Annotated in this window: 17 protein-coding genes; 12 read left to right on the forward strand and 5 right to left on the reverse strand. The window is 38.4% G+C overall.

Annotation, left to right across the window (positions count from 1 at the left end):
• Positions 1–57 precede the first annotated feature (57 nt).
• Positions 58–627, forward strand: coding sequence for a 50S ribosomal protein L21 (gene rplU / locus HCU67_RS06190; RefSeq protein WP_168551697.1), 570 nt, complete (start codon positions 58–60; stop codon positions 625–627).
• Positions 628–647: 20 nt separating this feature from the next.
• Complete coding sequence (rpmA, locus tag HCU67_RS06195) at positions 648–908, forward strand: 50S ribosomal protein L27 (protein WP_168551698.1); 261 nt, start codon at positions 648–650, stop codon at positions 906–908.
• A gap of 49 nt (positions 909–957) precedes the next feature.
• On the opposite strand, the gene HCU67_RS06200 is transcribed toward rpmA, so the two are convergent.
• Both HCU67_RS06200 and HCU67_RS06205 read right to left on the reverse strand, forming a co-directional pair.
• Positions 958–1,497, reverse strand: a complete 540-nt coding sequence (locus HCU67_RS06200; protein WP_168551699.1) for a DUF1569 domain-containing protein — start codon at positions 1,495–1,497, stop codon at positions 958–960.
• 167 nt (positions 1,498–1,664) lie between these two features.
• Positions 1,665–4,049, reverse strand: a complete 2,385-nt coding sequence (locus HCU67_RS06205) for a TonB-dependent receptor (protein WP_168551700.1) — start codon at positions 4,047–4,049, stop codon at positions 1,665–1,667.
• A gap of 234 nt (positions 4,050–4,283) precedes the next feature.
• On the opposite strand from HCU67_RS06205, the gene HCU67_RS06210 reads away from it, so the two are divergent.
• Positions 4,284–5,369 (forward strand): sensor histidine kinase, encoded by a 1,086-nt coding sequence (locus tag HCU67_RS06210; protein ID WP_168551701.1) that lies wholly within the window; start codon positions 4,284–4,286, stop codon positions 5,367–5,369.
• Positions 5,369–6,124: a LytR/AlgR family response regulator transcription factor gene (locus HCU67_RS06215; protein ID WP_168551702.1), complete on the forward strand. Its 756-nt coding sequence runs from the start codon at positions 5,369–5,371 to the stop codon at positions 6,122–6,124. Before HCU67_RS06210 ends, HCU67_RS06215 begins: the two co-directional genes overlap by 1 nt.
• 56 nt (positions 6,125–6,180) lie before the next feature.
• Here HCU67_RS06215 and ahcY read toward each other — a convergent pair whose 3' ends face one another.
• The gene (gene ahcY, locus HCU67_RS06220) at positions 6,181–7,497 is read right to left on the reverse strand and encodes an adenosylhomocysteinase (RefSeq protein WP_168551703.1); all 1,317 of its coding nucleotides are present in this window, start codon (positions 7,495–7,497) and stop codon (positions 6,181–6,183) included.
• A 71-nt stretch (positions 7,498–7,568) separates the two neighbouring features.
• Between ahcY and HCU67_RS06225 the strand changes: the two genes are divergently transcribed.
• From HCU67_RS06225 to HCU67_RS06250, 6 genes are all read left to right on the forward strand, one after another.
• On the forward strand, positions 7,569–8,204 hold the full coding sequence (locus HCU67_RS06225; RefSeq protein WP_168551704.1) for a 4'-phosphopantetheinyl transferase family protein: 636 nt from the start codon (positions 7,569–7,571) through the stop codon (positions 8,202–8,204).
• A gap of 45 nt (positions 8,205–8,249) precedes the next feature.
• Positions 8,250–8,510 (forward strand): thiamine-binding protein, encoded by a 261-nt coding sequence (locus HCU67_RS06230; RefSeq protein ID WP_168551705.1) that lies wholly within the window; start codon positions 8,250–8,252, stop codon positions 8,508–8,510.
• Entirely contained in the window at positions 8,494–9,132 is a 639-nt protein-coding gene (gene pnuC / locus HCU67_RS06235) for a nicotinamide riboside transporter PnuC (protein ID WP_168551706.1), read from the forward strand. Before HCU67_RS06230 ends, pnuC begins: the two co-directional genes overlap by 17 nt.
• Positions 9,087–11,174 carry a DUF4301 family protein gene (locus tag HCU67_RS06240; protein ID WP_168551707.1) on the forward strand — a complete coding sequence of 696 codons (2,088 nt, stop codon included), beginning with the start codon at positions 9,087–9,089 and terminating at the stop codon, positions 11,172–11,174. The genes pnuC and HCU67_RS06240 overlap by 46 nt, the downstream gene beginning before the upstream one ends.
• A 95-nt stretch (positions 11,175–11,269) precedes the next feature.
• Positions 11,270–11,488, forward strand: a complete 219-nt coding sequence (locus tag HCU67_RS06245) for a hypothetical protein (RefSeq protein ID WP_210423637.1) — start codon at positions 11,270–11,272, stop codon at positions 11,486–11,488.
• 481 nt (positions 11,489–11,969) lie between these two features.
• On the forward strand, positions 11,970–14,150 hold the full coding sequence (locus tag HCU67_RS06250; RefSeq protein WP_168551709.1) for a TonB-dependent receptor: 2,181 nt from the start codon (positions 11,970–11,972) through the stop codon (positions 14,148–14,150).
• A 78-nt stretch (positions 14,151–14,228) separates the two neighbouring features.
• Here HCU67_RS06250 and HCU67_RS06255 read toward each other — a convergent pair whose 3' ends face one another.
• Entirely contained in the window at positions 14,229–14,669 is a 441-nt protein-coding gene (locus HCU67_RS06255; RefSeq protein ID WP_246865708.1) for a Rieske (2Fe-2S) protein, read from the reverse strand.
• A 169-nt stretch (positions 14,670–14,838) separates the two neighbouring features.
• Between HCU67_RS06255 and greA the strand changes: the two genes are divergently transcribed.
• Both greA and HCU67_RS06265 read left to right on the forward strand, forming a co-directional pair.
• Positions 14,839–15,315 (forward strand): transcription elongation factor GreA, encoded by a 477-nt coding sequence (greA, locus tag HCU67_RS06260; RefSeq protein ID WP_168551710.1) that lies wholly within the window; start codon positions 14,839–14,841, stop codon positions 15,313–15,315.
• A gap of 67 nt (positions 15,316–15,382) precedes the next feature.
• On the forward strand, positions 15,383–15,775 hold the full coding sequence (locus HCU67_RS06265) for an HIT family protein (protein WP_168551711.1): 393 nt from the start codon (positions 15,383–15,385) through the stop codon (positions 15,773–15,775).
• Here HCU67_RS06265 and HCU67_RS06270 read toward each other — a convergent pair.
• Positions 15,768–16,118 carry a hypothetical protein gene (locus HCU67_RS06270; protein ID WP_168551712.1) on the reverse strand — a complete coding sequence of 117 codons (351 nt, stop codon included), beginning with the start codon at positions 16,116–16,118 and terminating at the stop codon, positions 15,768–15,770. The two genes, HCU67_RS06265 and HCU67_RS06270, sit on opposite strands and share 8 nt — an antisense overlap.

Below are 16,118 nucleotides of genomic sequence, written 5' to 3' on the forward strand. Positions count from 1 at the left end.
AGCCCCAAAAGGCAAAAATGGCAATTTTGGGCAAATCAATTTAAATAGAACAAAGCTATGTACGCAATTGTAGAGATGGCAGGGCAGCAGTTTAAAGTTGCAAAAGACCAGAAAGTGTACGTTCACCGTTTGCAGGAAGAAGAAGGAAAGAAAGTTGTTTTTGACAAAGTACTTCTTTTGGATGATAACGGAAGCGTAACTGTCGGCGCCCCAGTCATAGAAGGTGCGGCTATAGAAGCCAAAATCGTAAAGCACCTTAAAGGCGATAAAGTAATCGTTTTTAAAAAGAAAAGAAGAAAAGGATACCGCAAGAAAAACGGTCACAGACAGTCTTTAACGGAAATTGTGGTTGAAGGTATTGTTGCAAAAGGCGCCAAAAAAGCGGCACCAGCTAAGAAAACTGCAAAACCAGCAGCCAAAAAAGAAGAGTCTCCAGTAGCAAAAACTACTGCACCGAAAAAGGCTGCTCCAAAGAAAGAAGCTGCACCAAAAAAGGCTCCTGCAAAAGCAACCGAAGATTTAAGTAAAAAAACAGTTGCTGAGTTGAAAGAAATGGCTAAAGCCGCTGGTGTTACTGGTATTTCATCAATGAAGAAAGCGGAGCTTATAGAAGCTTTGAATAAATAAAAAATTAAAACGAAAACATCATGGCTCACAAGAAAGGTGTAGGTAGTTCAAAGAACGGTAGAGAATCAGAATCGAAACGCTTAGGCGTGAAAATTTTTGGTGGTCAAACAGCGATTGCTGGTAATATCATCGTACGTCAACGTGGTACTAAGCACAATGCTGGTGATAACGTGTACGTAGGCAAAGACCATACGTTGCATGCAAAAGTTGATGGTACTGTAAAATTCGAAAAGAAATCTGGAGGAAAGTCTTTTGTTTCAATTGAACCATTTGAAGCATAATAACTTAAATCCGAAATAAAATTGAAAGCCTCGTTTTGCGGGGCTTTTTTTATTCTTCAAGAATATCTGCAATGATTTTTAAGTGGTGCTTGGTATGCACTTCTAAAAATCGCCTAGTTTGGTTGCGATTTAAATAATCGAATACGGGGTGTTTAAAATGGGCGTCAGCATTCAAATTTTCAAATGTCTTTAGGTTTTGTTTGGCATTTTTAAGTTGTAATCTTAAGCTATCCAAAAGTATAATCTCAGGTGGAGTTACACTCGTTGGCGCCTGGGCCGCACCTCTTGGGATATAGCCAGTAGTATGCACAAAAACCCTTTGGGTATTAAATGTCGCTGTATAATCCGATGGATTTGAAATGGCCAAAGAATCTGAGATATTGTTGATGACCTTTAGCATATGGTCTAAATGCCAACCTACACCACTTTTTGAAATCTCTAGGTTTCTAATGTCTTTTTTCTCAAAATACCCTTCAATTTTAACAAGTTGTTCTTCTAAAAACTCATTACTTGATTCGGCATTATTCCATATTGCAAGACTAAGAATCGCCAATACCACTAATAATAATCCTAAGCCAATTTTCTTCATATTAGGTCGTTTCCAAAGTTTTCCAACCCCACCAAAAAGGGGTGCTTGTTTTCTTTTTGAAATGTACCCTTTTTTCAAATCTTCTCTGAGAAATTGGGGGCTTTGTTTTTTCTGTAAGGTCCTTCTTGCCCATGGTGTATGATTTTTGATTGATATTGATTAGACGTTTAAAATTGAAATTTGTAACCAAAGTCGGGAAAGAAACCAATTTGGTTGACCTGATCCACTTGATTGGTCAATCGATTAAATCGTTGCACAAAAACATTTTCATTAGCCGTTACATTTTGCAAGTCCACATAAAACCGATGTGACTGTTTCTTATTTCTACTATTGATTTTTAATCCGATTTTGAAGTCCCATCGAAAGTAACCGTCGTATTGTTGGCTAAAAGCCAAGTCATCTTGTAACACTTCGAAACCAACTTGTTGTGAAGCTGGTAAATCTACTGGTGTAAAGTACCTTCCACCTGCAAAGGATATTCTTGAGTCTACAAAGATTGTTTTGTTTTTTTGATTTCCGAACGGGAACTCTCTACCGGCTAAGGCGTTGATGACGTAGCCATTATTAAAGGGGGAATTTCGTTCTACGCCATCGCTGCCTTCATATTTGCTTTCAAAAAATGAACCCGTCAACAGGCCGTAGTAGTTATTGCTGAAAAATTTCTCTAATGTAAATTCAATGCCCCTGTTGAATCCAGTACCAGTATTTACCAAGGAAACTTTGTCATTAGAAAACCCAAAGTTGGCACCTTCGGTAAGTGAAGAATAACTCGAAGAACTTGATTCTACTGCTGCATTGTCAATCTCCTGATTGTATACCTCTATTTTACCCCTCCAATCATTTCCCAACTTTACATCATAACCTAGTACGTAATGATTGCTTCGTACAAAATCAAGATTGCGGTTGGTCTGAACCAAACTTCCGTTAACCTCTTCATTTAAAAACAATAGGGGAAATGGTACATTTTGATGATGGAGCCCATACCCGAAATTGACTTTGTGGTTTGGGGCTAATTGAAAGTTTAATGCAGCCCTAGGTTCAATAACAAACTGTTCGTTTAAGCTGCTGTATTGGGAATGAATCCCAGCATCAAAGGTTAGTTTTTCGGTTAATCTAATTTGGGTTTGTATATAAGGCTGTAGCAAGGCAAAATTCTCATCTACACTTAAAAACGTAAAGAGGTCAGGGTCACCATCACCATCATTATCGGGTTGTTCGTTTCTGTCTCTTGTGGCTAATTCTACATTGAAGTTTTCTATTAAAGCACCAAAACGCAATGTGGCCTTATTGCTCAATTTAGAATTGAATAGTGTAGAAAACGACAGGCGGGATTCCGAGTCTTCAGATTCAGTGAATAAAATTCTTCGCTCTTCTGGGGTGTCCAAGTCAAAATATCTATTGGCTGTGAATTCGTTACTTGAATAGGAAGTGGCGACTATTGTTCTTAAATAAGAATTGTCACCTATTGGTAATTGGTGTTTGATACCTAAAACACCAAACCCTGATTTTACAAAGGTGTCTTCGTCTTCTGCCGCGAATAGGTCGCCTTCGTCAATGGAATCACCGAGAAAGTCAATATCAGAATTGCCCAGCATTCCAAACAGCGAAATTCTACCTAGGTTGCCTCTACCAAAATCAATGTTATAGGTTAAATCAGAGTAATTGGGTGTAGCTGCCGTGCCGCCAGCACCTGCTCCGATCAAACCAATAAGTGAGTATCGGGCAGCTACCAGAAACGAACCATCCTTTTTACCCAAAGGGCCTTCAGCGTTGGCCTCAATACCAGTAAAAATTCCAACCTGTCCTGAAAACTCATGGTCGTCGACATTGCCTTTTCGAATACCCAAATCAAAAACACCACCAAGGGCATTTCCGTATTCAGAAGCAAATGCTGAAGTCAAGAAGTCTGAGTTTTTCAGTGTATTTGGATTTACAGCTGAAACAGGCCCCCCTGTTGTGCCCACAGTTGAGAAATGGTTTGGATTGGGAACCGGAATACCCTCTACCCTCCACAATAAACCAGTTGGTGAATTTCCTCGTACCACTATATCGTTACGACTGTCATCAGGTGACGATACACCTGCAAAATTTGCGGCCAAACGGCCAACATCGCTACGGCCTCCAGAGAATCTGGTTACTTCTTCAACTCCGAATTGACGTGCGGAAACCGTGGCAAGTTTGTTGTTTGCGCGATCCTTGTTGGTGTTGGTCGTAACAACAATCTCATCAAGTTGATTGAATGATTCCAAAAGCATTATGGTCAAGGCTACATCTTTTCCAGTTGTCACCTCTATATTTGGTAAGGTCAACGATTCATAACCAATATAACTTACCCTTACTTTTTGCCGTCCTGTAGGAACATCCGTTATTGTAAATCGGCCATCCTCATTGGTTACCACACCGGCATCAATGGCTTGGTCTAAAAGTTCGATGGTAGCTCCCATTAAAGGAACTTCAGATTGTTTATCCAAGACTATTCCCTTGATAGTGCCTGTTTGGGCTACCAAGAATTGACAAAGAACCAGTGCGACTAAAAGAAGTTGATTTTTCATAACCGTTTGTTTTTTTGACAAAGTTGTCCGATGTCATTCAACTAGGTCATCTGAAACTTACCCTAATGTTATTTTTTGCCTTGATATGGTAATATTGGTTGTGAATCGTATTCAAGCCCCTTTTTGTATCCATTGGGCACCTCAGCTTATCTCTTCACAGTTCAAACATAAAATCGACAATTCAACCTTTCAATTTCTATTTGGGGATAGGAGTTGGTTATCTTTAAGATTGATATGATGAAATTCTTCAATAAAAAAGGGGTAAGAAAGTTCTTTTTCCGATGGATGGTGGTCAATGTTGTGTATCTAATGATCAAAGCAACCATTGAGCATGAGAATAGTGGTTTTTCCATGCTATTGGAACCGACCTCAATATTTTATTACGTAACGGCATTCCTATTTTTTATGGTTGCTTGGGAATACAATGATCGCTTGATTAAGACCCAATTGAATGCTGGAGGACTTAACCTTAAAAACAGTCTAGTCATCTTTGGTAAGACCATGCTTTTAATGGTGCCAATGACAACAATTGTTTATTATTTGGCTCTTTTTCCTCTAAGGGATGTTATGCAGATAATTTGTGAAGATCCAGTACTTGAATTCCGAGCGAATATTTTTAGGGCCTGGCTTTTGACCACTGCGGTGGTGTTCATCAACCTCTTTTATTTCTCAATGAAGCAACGAGACCAACTGACCCAGCAGATGGAAAACCTTAAAAAAGAAATGCTCGCTTCCCAATATGCATCACTTAAGAACCAAATTAGTCCACATTTTCTGTTCAATAGTTTGAATACATTGACTTCGCTGATGTATGAAGACCGAGATTTAGCATCGGATTTTGTCGCACGACTGGCCAGCAGTTATCGGTATATATTGGATAATCGGGAACACGATTTGGTAAGTCTGGAAAAAGAGTTGGGTTTTATGGATGCTTTTATTTTTATGATGGAAGTACGTCATAAAAATGCTGTACAAATTGATTTGAATATCGATATAAGACCGGATAAATATTTGATTCCAACCCTTTCATTGCAGATGCTTGTCGAAAACGCTTTAAAACATAACCTCCACAGTAAAGAAAGACCCTTAAGAATTGCTATTTCTTCAATTCAAAATGATGCATTGGTAGTTAAAAATAACCTTCAGAAAAGGGAATTGAAGGAAGAAACCACTAAACTGGGACTAAAAAATATTAAAAAGCGCTATGCTTTTTATACCAACAAACAGGTTTTGGTTCGAGAAGAAGAGGAGTATTTTGAGGTGATTATTCCACTGTTGGAAGAGAATATCACAAAATTGAAATTAAAAGCCATTTCTTAATGAAAGCGGTCATTATCGAAGATGAGGAATTTGCTGCCAAACGACTTGGACAAATGGTAGCAGAATTGGCGCCGGACCTTCATGTGGAATCCACCTTAAATTCCGTGGAGAGTGCTTCGGCTTGGTTGGCGAGCAATGAAATACCAGATTTGATATTTCTAGACATTCAACTGAATGATGGCTATGGCTTTGATATTTTAGATTCGTTAAATGACCATCCTCCTGTAATATTTACTACAGCGTATAATGAATTTGCTATTCGAGGTTTTAAGTATAATGGTCTCGATTATTTACTCAAACCAATAGTAAAGGAGGACTTAAAAAAAGCTCTTGAAAAATTTGAACGCAACATTACCAAAAATGGGAACAGCTCATTAGAAAATCTGGAGAATTTAAAGCAGTTGTTCCATAAAGAATACAAGCACCGATTTATGGTCAAAGTTGGCAATATGTTCAAATCTTTTAATGTGGAGGACATCGCCTATTTTAAGTCGCATGAAGGCTTAATCTATCTGTATACCCATACGTCACAGGCGTATCCCATAGAATATACCATTGACCAATTGGAGAACATTTTAAATCCCATCCACTTTTTTCGAATTAACCGAAAGTTCATGGTTTCGGTCAAGTCTGTGGTTGAAATACACAGCTATTTTAATAGTCGGTTATTGTTGAAATTACTCCCTAAGGAAGAAGAACAGATTATTGTTTCTAGGGAGCGCACAACCAACTTTAAGCGGTGGCTAGATATGTAAAAAACCCCCGCATTAACTGCGAGGGCCTTTCAAATGTTATATCTAAAATCTGACTATTAATATCTGTAATATTCTGGTTTATAAGGTCCTTCAACCGTTACACCAATATATTCAGCCTGATCTTGTTTCAACTCGGTTAACTCAGCACCTAATCTTGACAAATGCAGTTTCGCTACCTTCTCATCTAGATGTTTAGGCAACATGTAGACCTCATTGTTGTAATTCTCACTGTTTTTCCAAAGCTCAATCTGGGCCAAGGTTTGGTTCGTGAACGAGTTACTCATTACAAAACTTGGGTGGCCAGTGGCACAACCTAAATTTACCAAACGTCCTTCAGCAAGAATGATGACATCTTTTCCTTCAATAGTGTATTTGTCAACCTGTGGTTTGATTTCATCCTTGGTGTGACCATATTCACCATTCAACCAAGCCATGTCGATTTCATTGTCAAAATGTCCAATATTACAAACGATTGCCTTGTCTTTTAGCGCTCTAAAGTGCTCTTCACGAATGATATCTTTATTCCCGGTTGTGGTGATAACAATATCTGCATTGCCTACAACAGTTTCCAATTTTTTGACTTCAAAACCATCCATACAGGCCTGTAATGCGCAAATTGGGTCAATTTCAGTAACTGTAACTATCGCTCCCGCACCTCTGAATGAAGCGGCAGTACCTTTACCGACATCACCATAACCACAAACTGTTACCCGCTTCCCGGCTAGCATCGTATCAGTAGCACGACGAATAGCGTCAACAGCACTTTCTTTACAGCCGTATTTATTGTCAAATTTAGATTTAGTAACCGAATCATTGACATTAATTGCGGGCATTGGTAATGTGCCGTTCTTAACTCGTTCGTAAAGTCTATGAACCCCTGTAGTGGTTTCTTCAGATAGCCCTTTAATACCTGCAGCCAATTCTGGGTACTTGTCCAAAACCATATTGGTCAAGTCTCCACCATCATCAAGTATCATATTCAATGGTTGTCGGTCTTCTCCAAAGAACAAGGTTTGCTCTATGCACCAGTCGAACTCCTCTTCGTTCATGCCTTTCCATGCATAAACTGGAATGCCTGCAGCAGCAATTGCAGCGGCCGCATGGTCTTGGGTTGAGAAAATGTTACATGAACTCCAAGTAACATCAGCGCCCAATTCAACCAAGGTTTCTATTAAAACTGCAGTTTGAATAGTCATGTGAAGGCAGCCGGCAATTCGAGAACCTTTGAGAGGTTGCTCATTTTTGTACTCTTCGCGAAGTGCCATTAAACCTGGCATTTCGGCTTCGGCCAATTCAATCTCTTTTCTTCCCCAGTCAGCTAAAGCAATGTCTTTGACTTTGTAAGGAACGTAATCAACAGCTTGTGTGCTCATGTATTGTTGTTTTTCTTTTTGTAGCTTCGTTTTTACAGGTTGCAAAGATACAAATTCACATAGTCTTACTAATGCCACTTTACAAAACCCTAACAGTTTCTGATAGCACTAAAGTTTTACTTTGGAAAGTCACCGAATCTGAAGATGAATTGTCAAAAGGAATCTCCTTGACGCCGAACTGCCAAAATCGAATGTTGGACATGAAGTCTGAAATGCACCGTAGGGCGTTTTTAAGTATTCGTCATTTATTGGGTTTGCAAGGTTATGAAGATAAAAATTTGATATACAATGAGTTTGGAAAGCCACATTTGGATGATGGTAATCATATTTCCATTTCGCACTCCCACAATTTTACAGGAATAATAATCAGTAGTTCACTTCAAGTTGGGATTGATATTGAAAAGCAACGCGATAAAATTCTACGAATTGCACATAAATTCACGCCCTTACAAGAGTATCGCACCATAGCAAACACTGAAGCCCTAATTCAAAAACTGACTCAAGTTTGGTGTGCAAAAGAATCGTTATATAAAATTTACGCTACTCCAGGCCTGAGTTTTTTGAACCACATAATTGTGAATGACTTCGCTATGGAAGACTTGAGAACTTCTGCTAACATTATCTATAAAGGCGAAAAGTCGAACTATGCCGTCTCCTTTGATAATTTTGAAGGGTTTTCTTTTGCCTATGCAATTAAAGAAAGCTAAAAGTTTTCGCTGGTTTACTAGATTTGAAGTCTAAATCAAACCTTAATGGATATCTCTGTAGAACTTACCCTAACACCACTCCAAGACGGCTTCGAACCACCAATCATAAACTTCATTAAAAAATTGCGCCAATCGGGTTTGGAAGTATTGGAAAATCCGTTGAGTACCCAAGTTTATGGTAGCTATGATATGGTCATGAAGCTACTTACTGCTGAAATTAAAGAAGCTTTTGAAAACACTGAACATATATTGCTTTATATGAAAATTGTAAAATCTGATAGGAGTAGCTATGAACCACATTTTTGATTGGCTTTTTGCTCAATACGATGGAATTCCAGCGTATTTGGTGACCCTAGAAATTGTAGCAGTCATATTCGGATTTTTAAGTGTTTGGTTTTCGAAAAGGGAGAACATCTTGGTCTACCCTACGGGAATAATTAGCACTGCCATCTTCGTTTATATACTTTGGATTTACGGGTTATTGGGCGATATGTTGATTAATGCCTACTATTTTTCAATGAGTATTTATGGCTGGTGGCTATGGACTAGAAAGGTCGATGAGACCCATTTCATTCCAATAACCAAAACCAATGCAAAAGAGAAAAAATGGAGTACGCTTCTTTTCTTTTCTACCTTACTATTTGTCTTTGGCGTTTATCATTTTTTTGGAAAGTTCGATTCATGGACTGCATGGGTGGATATCATGACCACGGCAATTTTCTTTGTTGGAATGTGGTTAATGGCCAAGAAGAAATTGGAAAATTGGATTTTCTGGATTATTGGCGATATAATTTCAGTACCACTGTATCTTTATAAGGGATTGGTGTTTTCCTCCTTTCAATATTTACTATTTACCATCATTGCAATTTACGGCTACCGTGCATGGAAGAAAAACTTGAACAAGAGTCCTCAGACATTATTAAGGTAGTCCTTTTTGGTCCAGAATCTACGGGCAAAACGACTTTGTCGCAACAATTGGCCAGGCATTACAATACTGTTTGGGTTCCTGAATATGCTCGCGAATACCTACAACATAAATGGAATAATGAGCGAAAAACATGTGAGCCACATGATTTATTACCTATTGCCGAAGGCCAGATGCGCTTGGAAAACGAATTGACCAAAAAAGCGAGTAACGTTTTAATCTGTGATACCGATTTGCTTGAAACGAAGGTGTATTCAGAAGCATATTATTTAGGATACTGTGATGAAAACCTTGAAAAGTATGCGTTGCTAAATGAATATCACCTTTACTTTTTGACTTACATCGATGTGCCTTGGGAAGAAGACGACCTTCGGGATAAGCCAAATGAACGAGAAAAAATGTTTGATTATTTCAAGGGTACGCTGGATAAATATGATAGAAAATACGTTATCTTAAAAGGGGATAAGAAGACAAGATTAAAAACTGCTATTCACCATATTGATAAACTCCTAAAAATGATAGACTTTACTGAAAAAGACCTCAAACAATTGCAAGACAAAGGCATTTCAAAAGATAAGGTTCTACAACAGATTGAAACGTTTAAAGAAGGAATACCCTTTGTTGATCTTCAAAAGGCAGCAGTTGTGGGTGAAGGCATCGTTCGCGTCGATAATGAAAATGAATTGATAGCTCATTTTGAAAACAACATTGAGGAAAAGACAATTTTAAAATTTGTTCCTGCGTCTGGTGCTGCTTCTAGAATGTTTAAGGCCATGTTCAATTTTGTGGAGGCATATGACCCTTCAAACGAAGCGCTGGATGCCTACCTTGAAAGGACCGGTGATAAAGCCGTGAAACAATTTGTTGAGGGCATGGAAAACTTTTCATTCTATAATGATTTGCTATCAAAGATCGAGGGAAGCTATTCAAATGAAGGGGAAAAAGTCCATGCATTTGTAAAAACCATGCTAGCAGAAAATGGATTGAATTTTGGGTTTTATCCAAAAGGTCTATTGCCTTTTCATCGTTGTAAAAAGGGAAGTGCGACACCTTTCAAAGAGCATCTGAAAGAAGGTGCGCTTTATGCAAAAACCAATGGTAAGGCCAATTTGCACTTTACCATTTCTCCACAACATGATACTATGTTTAAGGAGGAAGAAAGTATTTCGGTTCCCAGAATTTCCCAGAAAACCGATACAGAATTTAAAGTTTCCTACTCCTACCAAAAACCATCTACTGACACCTTAGCGGTAACAATGGATAATACTCCTTTTAGAAATGATGACGGATCAATTCTGTTTCGACCAGGGGGTCACGGTGCCTTGATTGAAAACCTTAATGAACAAGATGCTGACCTTGTTTTTATTAAGAATATTGATAATGTAGTAATAGACGAGAATTTGGAAGCTGTCGGTAACAGCAAAAAAGTGCTAGGAGGGCTATTATTACGAATTCAGGAAAAGTCGTTCAAGTATGCTGAATCCCTAGAACAAAACCCGAGTCCAGAAATGATAGGCGAAATAGCTTCATTTGCAATTAATGAACTAAACATAGTGCTGCCTGAAGATTTTGAATCGATGGATAGTAGTGATAAAATTGGGTTGTTGAAAGAAAAGTTGAACCGTCCCATCAGAATTTGTGGTATGGTAAAGAATGAAGGAGAACCCGGTGGTGGCCCTTTTTATATTAAGGATACTGAGGGCAATATTTCACTTCAGATAATAGAATCAGCTCAAATAGATTCATCCAATTCAGCACAAATATCAATTCTAAAGAATTCAACACACTTTAATCCCGTCGATATTGTATGCGGTTTGAAAAATCATAAAGGTGAAAAATTTGATTTGATGAAATTTATTGACCACAAGCAAGCCTTCATTACCGGTAAGACCCAAAACGGGAAGGAATTAAAAGCACTGGAACTTCCTGGACTTTGGAATGGCGCCATGGCATTTTGGAATACAATTTTTGTTGAGGTGCCGTTGGTTACCTTCAACCCAGTCAAAACTGTAAACGATTTGCTCAAACCGTCACACCAGTCTTAAGTATTGAATATCAATTATATAGATAGTATCCTCGCCAATTGGCGGGGATTTTTTTTGTCCAAATGTGACTTTTTAAAATTTGAGGTGTCTTACTAATGAAAGCAAACAAAACTATGGACGCAATTTTAAAATCAATGGTATTCGGATTAGTATTCATAATCACACTGATACTTACGGCACCGGTTTTTAATGCAGAGAAAGTGGAGAAAGATGAAGATGTAAAAGCGACTATAGAAGCTGAAGGAGAAATAAAGCATATAGCATATACTTACTCCGAAAGGGCTGATTACCCTTCGGAATTTTTGGTTGGTTGATTTGGTTGATTGGGGTCGTTTGCATTGTAGACGGCCCCTTCTTTATGAAAATAGATAAATGGAAACCATCATTGACATATTGACTTTTACAGGAATTACAGCATTCTTTTATGCGTTTTACTTGATTACCCCCGCGACTACTCGCGCCTACATAAAGGGCGATGCTATGCAACACTAGCCATTTCCCCCTATATCCGATATCGGATAGAGACCGCCTCTGGCGGTCTTTTTTGTTTTTAACAAATTGCGAATTACATTTGCAGCCATCTCAAAGGGGTGCCTTGTATTTACAAAGCTGAGATTATACCCATTGAACCTGGGCAGGTAATGCTGCTAAGGGACCGAGCGTTAAGAAAATGTCCGGTGGACATTTTTAGCGAGGGGCCAGCGGGTGCTGGAATCACAACCTCCAAAAGGGTCGCTCAAAACAATCAAGTTTAACCTGAATAATAGCCCCTTTTATTCGTAAAATAATTTACGGATGAAAACATCTATTTTCACAATTTTAGGAATGTGCGGCCTTGCCGTTTCGCTAAACGCACAACAACAAACGCAAAATCAAGATACTGTTCAAGGAAAAAAAGTAATCCTTGATGAGGTTTTGGTCTCCGCTGTTCGTGTTACTAAAGAATCACCGGTTACATTCTCGAATTTGGACAAGGAAGAAATTGCCCCTAGAAATTTAGGGCAAGACATTCCAATATTGATGAATTTTTTGCCAGCTGTTGTAACCACATCTGATGCCGGTGCAGGAGTAGGTTATACTGGAATTCGGGTTCGTGGTAGCGATGCCACAAGAGTAAATGTTACCATAAACGGCATTCCTTATAACGATGCTGAATCACAAGGAACGTTTTGGGTCAACATGCCAGATTTTGCTTCATCTACCCAAAGTCTTCAGTTGCAAAGAGGGGTTGGGACCTCTACAAATGGTGCGGGCGCATTTGGAGCAAGCCTTAATTTACTAACAGATGCCTTTGCTGAGGAAGCCTACGGACAAATATCATCCTCTATTGGTAGCTTTAATACATTACGTAACAACATTAAATTTAGCACCGGCCTCATGAACAATAGCGTTGAGTTATCTGGAAGGCTCTCCAGAATAACTTCAGATGGTTATATAGATAGAGCTGCTTCGGAGTTGGATTCCTACTTTTTGCAAGGAGTTTACAAAGACGAGAACACCTTGGTTAAGGCATTGTTGTTTGGTGGTCACGAAATTACCTATCAAGCTTGGTACGGAATAGATGCTGCTACCTTGGCTACTGATCGGACGTTTAATCCCTCAGGTATTTATACTGATGAAAATGGGAATACCCAGTTCTACGAGAACGAAGTTGACAATTACAAACAAGATCATTTTCAATTGCATTGGAGTGAAAAACTGAATGAAAATTGGAATACAAACATTGCACTTCATTATACGCGTGGTCGAGGGTTTTTTGAACAGTTTCGAGAAGACGATGATTTTGACACGTACGGCATAACTCCAATAACCGTTGATGGAGAATTGGTGAATACCACAGATTTAATTCGAAGAAGGTGGCTGGACAATGACTTTTACGGAACTATTTTTTCAGCCAATTATTCCAGCGAAAAATTGCAATTAATTTTTGGTGGCGGTTATAACATCTACAAAGGAGACCATTTCGGAGAAATTATTTGGGCAAGATTTGCGAACAACACCGATTTTGCTGATCGCTATTATGATGATACGTCAACCAAAACAGATTTGAATACCTATGCAAAAGCCATATACAAATTGAACAACAAATGGAGCCTATTCGGAGATTTGCAATATCGCGGTGTGGGTTATGAAGCAAACGGTGAGGATACAGGGCTTGTTGATGATACCTTCAATTTCTTCAATCCTAAGGCTGGTCTAACATTCGATTTGAATGCGAACAATAATTTTTACTTTTCCTACGCACGCGCAAACCGTGAACCAAACCGTAATGATTATGAAAATGGTAACCCAAGACCAGAGCAATTGAATGATTTTGAACTAGGGTGGCGTTATGTTAACCCATCTGTTCAAGTAAATACCAATGTTTACTACATGCGCTATAAAGACCAATTGGTCTTGACAGGAGAACTAAATGATGTTGGAGCACCTTTGCGTGCAAATGTGGGGGATAGCTATAGACTGGGACTTGAAATTGATGCCAATATTTCATTAAGTGATAAATGGATGATACAACCTAACATTGCTTTGAGTAGTAATAAGAACATTGATTTCATATTTCAGCGTGATGGTGTGATTCAAAACTTAGGAAATACCAATATTGCATATTCGCCAAATTTGGTTGCAGGAAACATTATTGGATTTACACCTAATCAGAATTGGCAATTCTTTGTGTTATCAAAATTTGTGGGTGAGCAATACATGGGCAACATTGATGCTGATGGTTCCATCTTAGATGCCTATTCACAGACAGATTTGAATATTCAATATACCTGGCAGACCAATTCTTTTGTAAAAAGCATTGTTTTCTCAGGTTTGGTAAACAATATTTTCGACCAGGACATCGTGTCGAATGGGTACTTTTTCACATTCGATGATGATTTTTCTAACCCCGGAACAATTACAACTATTGAAGGTGCAGGCTTTTACCCACAGGCAGGAATTAACTTTTTACTTGGAGCTACCTTGAATTTTTAAAAATAAATGGCACCCGGAACGTTGACCATATACCCATTTCATGTTCCCCCTAATGGTCGATTGATGAAGGGTGCTTTTTTAATTAGAAATTATTACTGAATTTCCTGCTAGGACTGCACGATAAGGCTTCAAGTTAAAAAATCGACTACCATCCTGTGGTGGGTTTAACAATTGCCCAAAGAACAGGTTGTACTCATAATCATCACATGGACAACTGGCATTTTGACCTTCTAAAACCATTGTAGAACAGTTGTTCGGGGCTTGATTCGGACAATTGGCCTCCCATGCCACAAATTGGTCGCTGGGTCCGGTTCTCATAACAAATGCACCTCTAACTCCGACGCCTGCGTTGTCCACATAGATTGGACTGCCGATGATATTTAAATCGTTATATAGAGGAAGGTTTAGGTTCAAATCAAATCGAAATGATACATCTGGTATAAATGGATTTCTATTTATATCATCGCTTTCGCAAGAAAACAGTAAAACCATGAAAATCAGGCAATAACTATATCTCATTCGGGGTATTTTGGATAAAAGTCACTAAAAAATGCATATCTTTGCGTTAAATCCTCGATAAAACTGCATGAGGCGGTTAATGTTGGGGATTTTTCAATTTTAAATTCAAGACACATCGGGAAGACTTGAAAAGGTTTTCCACGGTGATTTTTTGTCTAAAATATAAGTTATGAGTAAAGTTTCCTATTATACACCCGAAGGGTTGAAAAAACTAAAGGCTGAGTTAGACCATCTACGAGATGTGGAACGCCCAAAAGCTTCACAGGCCATTGCCGAGGCTCGAGACAAGGGTGACCTTTCCGAGAATGCCGAATATGATGCTGCAAAAGAAGCGCAAGGATTACTAGAGATGAAAATCTCAAAAATGGAAGAAACCGTCGCCAATGCCAGAATTATTGATGAATCTCAGTTAGATACCTCAAAAGTTCTTGTACTTTCAACAGTAAAACTAAAGAACCAAGCCAATAAGATGGAAATGAAATATACCCTCGTAGCGGAAAGTGAAGCTAACTTAAAGCAGGGAAAAATTTCTGTGAATTCCCCAATAGGGAAAGGGCTTTTAGGCAAATCTGTTGGTGATGTTGCTGAGGTTCAAGTGCCTAACGGTGTAATGAAACTTGAAATTTTGGACATTAGTCGCAATTAGGTGCAACGAAAAAAGTAAATTTAGCCCTATCTAACCAGATAGGGTTTTTTTATTCAAATCAACGACCATGGCCAGCATCTTTACCAAAATAATCAACGGTGACATTCCATGTTACAAAATTGCTGAAGACGAAAACTTTTTTGCTTTTTTAGATATTAATCCTAATTCCAAGGGTCATACCTTGTGTGTGCCTAAAAAGGAAATTGATAAGATTTTTGATTTAGATGAATCCACCTACTTGGGTCTTATGGCATTTTCAAGAAAAGTTGCATTAGCAATTCAAGAGGTGATTGATTGTGAACGAATAGGAATGAGTGTGATTGGTTTGGAGGTACCCCATGTTCATGTGCATTTAATTCCATTGAATTCAATGAAAGACGCCACTTTTCAAAATAAGGTAGAAATGACACCTAATGCTTTCGAAACTTTAGCAGCTGAGATTAGTTCATTAGTTAAATAGCCCCTTCGAAATACAAGTAGAGTAAAGCCGCCACCGCACCAAACATTAGCAACAATAACACAAAAAAAAGTGTGGTAAATCTCACGGATTTTTTATCAGGCTCAACCAATTTGTTGTAATAATCGAAGACTCTTTCAATATCATCTGTCCATTTCACAGGGTAAATGATAGATTCACACTTTTTACATTTTATTTCATGGCTAATCTCTTCAGTGGTTTTATGATAAAATGCATTGTAAGTATGGCGTTGTGAAAAGGTAAGTTCAAGTTCCTGATTAAAACACTCCGGACAATTATTGGTAATGTCGGCCTGTTTGATAACAATAAGTCTTTCTTTGGCCAT

Source organism: Croceivirga thetidis, from assembly GCF_012272815.1.
GTDB classification, from domain to species: domain Bacteria; phylum Bacteroidota; class Bacteroidia; order Flavobacteriales; family Flavobacteriaceae; genus Croceivirga; species Croceivirga thetidis.

Excerpts from the sequence above, each read along its gene's own strand:
- rplU (WP_168551697.1), top strand. The coding sequence starts at position 58 with ATGTACGCAATTGTAGAGATGGCAGGGCAGCAGTTTAAAGTTGCAAAA.
- rpmA (WP_168551698.1), top strand. The coding sequence starts at position 648 with ATGGCTCACAAGAAAGGTGTAGGTAGTTCAAAGAACGGTAGAGAATCA.
- HCU67_RS06200 (WP_168551699.1), bottom strand. The coding sequence starts at position 1,497 with ATGAAGAAAATTGGCTTAGGATTATTATTAGTGGTATTGGCGATTCTT.
- HCU67_RS06205 (WP_168551700.1), bottom strand. The coding sequence starts at position 4,049 with ATGAAAAATCAACTTCTTTTAGTCGCACTGGTTCTTTGTCAATTCTTG.
- HCU67_RS06210 (WP_168551701.1), top strand. The coding sequence starts at position 4,284 with ATGATGAAATTCTTCAATAAAAAAGGGGTAAGAAAGTTCTTTTTCCGA.
- HCU67_RS06215 (WP_168551702.1), top strand. The coding sequence starts at position 5,369 with ATGAAAGCGGTCATTATCGAAGATGAGGAATTTGCTGCCAAACGACTT.
- ahcY (WP_168551703.1), bottom strand. The coding sequence starts at position 7,497 with ATGAGCACACAAGCTGTTGATTACGTTCCTTACAAAGTCAAAGACATT.
- HCU67_RS06225 (WP_168551704.1), top strand. The coding sequence starts at position 7,569 with ATGCCACTTTACAAAACCCTAACAGTTTCTGATAGCACTAAAGTTTTA.
- HCU67_RS06230 (WP_168551705.1), top strand. The coding sequence starts at position 8,250 with ATGGATATCTCTGTAGAACTTACCCTAACACCACTCCAAGACGGCTTC.
- pnuC (WP_168551706.1), top strand. The coding sequence starts at position 8,494 with ATGAACCACATTTTTGATTGGCTTTTTGCTCAATACGATGGAATTCCA.
- HCU67_RS06240 (WP_168551707.1), top strand. The coding sequence starts at position 9,087 with ATGGAAGAAAAACTTGAACAAGAGTCCTCAGACATTATTAAGGTAGTC.
- HCU67_RS06245 (WP_210423637.1), top strand. The coding sequence starts at position 11,270 with ATGAAAGCAAACAAAACTATGGACGCAATTTTAAAATCAATGGTATTC.
- HCU67_RS06250 (WP_168551709.1), top strand. The coding sequence starts at position 11,970 with ATGAAAACATCTATTTTCACAATTTTAGGAATGTGCGGCCTTGCCGTT.
- HCU67_RS06255 (WP_246865708.1), bottom strand. The coding sequence starts at position 14,669 with ATGAGATATAGTTATTGCCTGATTTTCATGGTTTTACTGTTTTCTTGC.
- greA (WP_168551710.1), top strand. The coding sequence starts at position 14,839 with ATGAGTAAAGTTTCCTATTATACACCCGAAGGGTTGAAAAAACTAAAG.
- HCU67_RS06265 (WP_168551711.1), top strand. The coding sequence starts at position 15,383 with ATGGCCAGCATCTTTACCAAAATAATCAACGGTGACATTCCATGTTAC.
- HCU67_RS06270 (WP_168551712.1), bottom strand. The coding sequence starts at position 16,118 with ATGGCCAAAGAAAGACTTATTGTTATCAAACAGGCCGACATTACCAAT.